Below are 4,025 nucleotides of genomic sequence, written 5' to 3'. Positions count from 1 at the left end.
CCGTGACCTGGACCTCGGCGGGAGCCTCGGTCGCGGGCCGGCGGGTGCGGTTGCGCCTGCGGGTCGGCTCGGCGGTCTGCCCGCCGGCCTCCCGCGCCCTGCGCAGCGCCTCGCGCTCGGCGGCCAGGACCTCGTCCTGGGACGTCGTCACGCGGCGGCGCGGGCGCTTCGGCCGGTCCTCGGCCAGGGCCTCGGACGGCGCGGAGACGTCCGGCGTGGCGGGCACGGCGGGCTGCTGCTCCTTGCGGCCCCGCGAGCGCTTGCGCCGGCGCGGGGTGTCCCGGGACTCGTCCTGCACGGTGGGGCGGGACTCGTCCTGCACGGCGGGACGGGACGCCGGCTCCGCGACGGGACGGGACACGGGCTCCGCGACGGGCTGCGGCGCGGGCTCGGCGACCGGCTGCGGCGCGTCGGCGGGAGTGACCGCCTGCTGCTGCTCGGCGACGGGCCTGCCGCTGCGGGTGCGCGTCCGGGAACGGGACCGGCGGCTGCGGCGGGGACGGTCCTCGTCCCGCTCGCGGTCACGGTCGTGCCCACGGTCGCGGTCGTTCCCGCGCTCGTGTCCACGCTCGCGGTCGCGGTCGTGTCCGCGGTCGCGATCCCGGTCGCGGGAGCGGGTCTTGCCGGTCTCGCCGATGTCCTCCAGCTCCTCGGCCTCCAGACCGGCGCGGCCGTGCCGGCGGTCCTTCGGGAGGGTGCCCCGGGTGCCCTTGGGGATGCCGAGGGCCTCGAAGAAGTGCGGGCTGCTGGAGTAGGTCTCCTCGGGCTGGGCGAAGTCCAGGCCGAGGGTGGTGTTGATCAGCTTCCAGCGCGGGATGTCCGACCAGTCGACCAGCGTGACCGCGATGCCCTCGCGCCCCGCCCGGCCGGTGCGGCCGATGCGGTGGACGTAGGTCTCCGCGCTGTCCGGGCACTCGAAGTTGACGACGTGCGTGACGTCGTCCACGTCGAGGCCGCGCGCGGCGACGTCCGTGGCGACCAGCACCTCGATCTTGCCGCTGCGGAACGCGCGGAGCGCGCGCTCGCGCTGGGACTGGCCGAGGTCGCCGTGCACGGCGGCGGCGTCGAAGCCGCGCTGGACCAGGTCGGCGGCGACGCGGTCGCAGGCGCGCTTGGTCTGGCAGAACACCATGGTCAGGCCGCGGCCCTCCGCCTGCAGCAGGCGGGCGACCATCTCCGGCTTGTCCATCTGGTGGGCCTGGAACACGAACTGCTTGACCTGCGGCGTCGCCTCGGACTCCGAGTGCGCCTCGGCGCGGACGTTCGTGGGACGGGTCAGGTAGCGGCGCGACAGCGCGGCGATCTCGCCGGGCATCGTCGCCGAGAAGAGCATCGTCTGGCGCTTCTCCGGGACCCGCTTGATGATCCGCTCGATGTCGGGCAGGAACCCGAGGTCGAGCATCCGGTCGGCCTCGTCCAGCACCAGCACCTTGACCTCGGACAGGTCCAGGTACTTCTGCTTGGCGAGGTCGAGCAGCCGGCCCGGCGTGCCGACGACGACGTCCACGCCGGAGCGCAGCGCCTCGATCTGCGGCTCGTACGCCCGGCCGCCGTACACCGACAGCACGCGGGTGCCGAGCTTGCCGCCCGCGACCAGCAGGTCGTCGGTGACCTGCAGGGCCAGCTCGCGGGTCGGCGCGATGACCAGGGCCTGCGGCTTGACGTGGCCGTGCTCGATGCGCTGCAGCGCGGCGATGCCGAACGCGAGCGTCTTGCCGGTGCCGGTGCGGGCCTGGCCGATGATGTCGTGGCCGCCCAGCGCGATCGGCAGGGCGAGCTCCTGGATGGGGAACGCGTCGACGATGCCCTCGGCTTTCAGGGCCTCGGCTATCTCGGGGACGACCCCGAGGTCAGCGAATGTAGTCAGGGCTTCCAGCCTCCAATATGCGGGGTCCTCGCTCCCGTTCGCGGCGCAGCGCCGTCGGCTCCGCCGGAGCCCGTGTGCCGGTGCTCCGGGCCGACCTCGCACGGCTGCGTTCCCGGCAGGCCGCTTGCCCGCCGGTCGCTTTCCGTGGCCGCGCGCTCGCGCGGGAGGGACCAGCCGTCGATCAATTCCTTACGGCGACCGCAGTCAGGGGTTGAAAGCAGTCACTCACTGTGGCTGCGTGCGGTCACACTCCGCGACGCAGTGTACCGGCGGTGGTGTGCCTACACCAATAGCCGATCTCCTGTCCCAACGTTTCCTCGATCTGGGGTATTCCCCATGCCCCGCGGTACCGGGGATTTCCGTGGTCCGGGTGGCCGGGACCGGCCGCCGTTCCGGCCAGATCCTGACATTCTGTGATCCGCTCAGATTCGCGGTCGAGGGAGGGCGGAACGGGATGCGGACGGTCGTGCGGGGTGTCGTGCCGGGGGTCGTACGGGGTGTCGTACGGGGTGCGGTCGCGGTCGCGGTGGTCGGGACGGCACTGGCGGGATGCTCGTCGGGCGGGGGAGGCAAGAGCGGCCCGGACACCCCGGCGAAGGGGACCATCGTCCTGCAGGACAGCAGCGACCACCCCCAGCAGCTGGTGAAGTTCAAGGACGCCGAGTACGTCAAGATCGCCGGGCTGGCCGACAAGGCCGCCGAACAGCGGATCGGCCAGGCGTTCCACGCCCCGCTGGACTGGACGGTCAAGTGGCTCGGCGCGACGCTGGACGGCGACCGCCGCAAGCAGTGCCAGGGCAAGTCCAGCATCGTCCAGACCAAGGTGCGGTTCGGCCTCGGCGGCCCGGACATCGTGTCCGCCACCAACGCGATCGTCATGATCCCCTGCTACGAGAGCGAGGAGGCGCTGCCGACCATCCCGGTCACCGTGGACGTCAAGGCCGGCAAGGCCCTCACCGCGCAGGACGTCCTGACCGACACCGTCCTCAAGGACCCCAAGCCGCTGTGGGACGCGCTGTCCGGGCCGAAGGACGACTGGAAGCAGTGTGAGCTCGGCGACATCAGCACCAAGGACTTCCTGCCCGGCAAGCAGGGCGGCCCCGCCGAGACCCCGCCGAACGCCGGGCTGTTCTTCGACCGCAAGGGCCTGAACCTGGTCTGGTCGACGATCGGCACCGACTGCTCGACCTTCACCTTCAGCGCCCCTTACGACAAACTCAAGGACATCGTGAAGCCCGACGTCCTGTCCCGCCTCCGGGCCGCCGCCGACGCGAAATGACCTCCGCCGGCGGACCGCCCGCACACGGCGGCGAGAACGAACAGCCCCCTGCCGGCCGGGCCGGGGGCGGGTGGCGGGTCGAGGGGTTCGAGGAGGTCCGGGAGCTGGGCGCGGGCGCGCAGGGACGCGTCGTCCTCGCGCGGCACCGGGACGCCGGGACGCCGGTGGCGATCAAGTACCTCGACGTCCCGGCCGGTGATCCGCGCGAGCGGGAGCGGCGGCTCGCCCGGCTGCGGGACGAGGCGGTCATGCTCGGCCGGGTCGCCGACCCGCACGTGGTCCGGCTGTTCCGGTTCGTGACCGCCCCGGAGGGCGCGGCGCTGGTGATGGAGGCGGTGGACGGCGTCCCGCTGGCGCGCGTCCTGGCCGAGAACGGCGCGCTCGCCCCCGAGGCCGCGCTGACCGTACGGCGCGCTCGCCCCCGAGGCCGCGCTGACCGTCCTCAAGGGCTCGCTCCAGGGGCTCGCCGCCGCGCACGCCGCCGGGATCGTGCACCGCGACTACAAGCCGGGGAACGTGGTCGTCCGGCCGGACGGGCTGAGCAAGCTGGTCGACTTCGGCATCGCGGTGCCGGTGGGCGAGGCGTCCGCCGTCGGGACGCCCGCCTACATGGCGCCGGAGCAGTGGCGCGGCGGACCCGCCACGCCCGCGACCGACGTGTACGCCGCGACCTGCGTGTTCATGGAGGCCGTCACGGGCTCGCGGCCGTTCGCCGCCGCGAGCCGCGCCGCTCTCGCGAACCTGCACCTCACCGCGCCGCCGCCGCTGGAGCGGCTGCCCGCGCCGTTGCGTCCGCTGGCCGGGCGCGGGCTGGCCAAGGACGCGGCGGACCGTCCGCTGCGCGAGGCGCAGATCGAGGCCGTCCTCGCCGCCCGGCCG

The 4,025-nt window shown here is 73.8% G+C and carries 3 protein-coding genes and 1 pseudogene; 3 read left to right on the top strand and 1 reads right to left on the bottom strand.

Annotated elements, in window-relative coordinates; genetic code table 11:
- Positions 1–1,969 (bottom strand): DEAD/DEAH box helicase (locus DZF91_RS04015; protein WP_407920874.1); only part of this gene is annotated, 1,969 nt, incomplete at its 3' end.
- Between the two features lie 352 nt (positions 1,970–2,321).
- On the opposite strand from DZF91_RS04015, the gene DZF91_RS04010 reads away from it, so the two are divergent.
- From DZF91_RS04010 to DZF91_RS42580, 3 genes and pseudogenes are all read left to right on the top strand, one after another.
- Complete coding sequence (locus DZF91_RS04010) at positions 2,322–3,146, top strand: hypothetical protein (protein WP_147340983.1); 825 nt, start codon at positions 2,322–2,324, stop codon at positions 3,144–3,146.
- A pseudogene (locus tag DZF91_RS43045) lies at positions 3,143–3,484 on the top strand (protein kinase domain-containing protein); the annotation flags it as partial. The gene DZF91_RS04010 and the pseudogene DZF91_RS43045, both read left to right, overlap by 4 nt.
- Positions 3,485–3,578: 94 nt before the next feature.
- Positions 3,579–4,025 (top strand): serine/threonine-protein kinase (locus DZF91_RS42580; protein ID WP_199486392.1); only part of this gene is annotated, 447 nt, incomplete at its 3' end.

The sequence above is a fragment of the Actinomadura logoneensis genome (assembly GCF_003428695.1).
GTDB lineage: Bacteria > Actinomycetota > Actinomycetes > Streptosporangiales > Streptosporangiaceae > Spirillospora > Spirillospora logoneensis.
The sequence above is the reverse complement of the archived record's forward strand: the minus strand, read 5'-3'. Positions and strand labels throughout refer to the sequence as shown.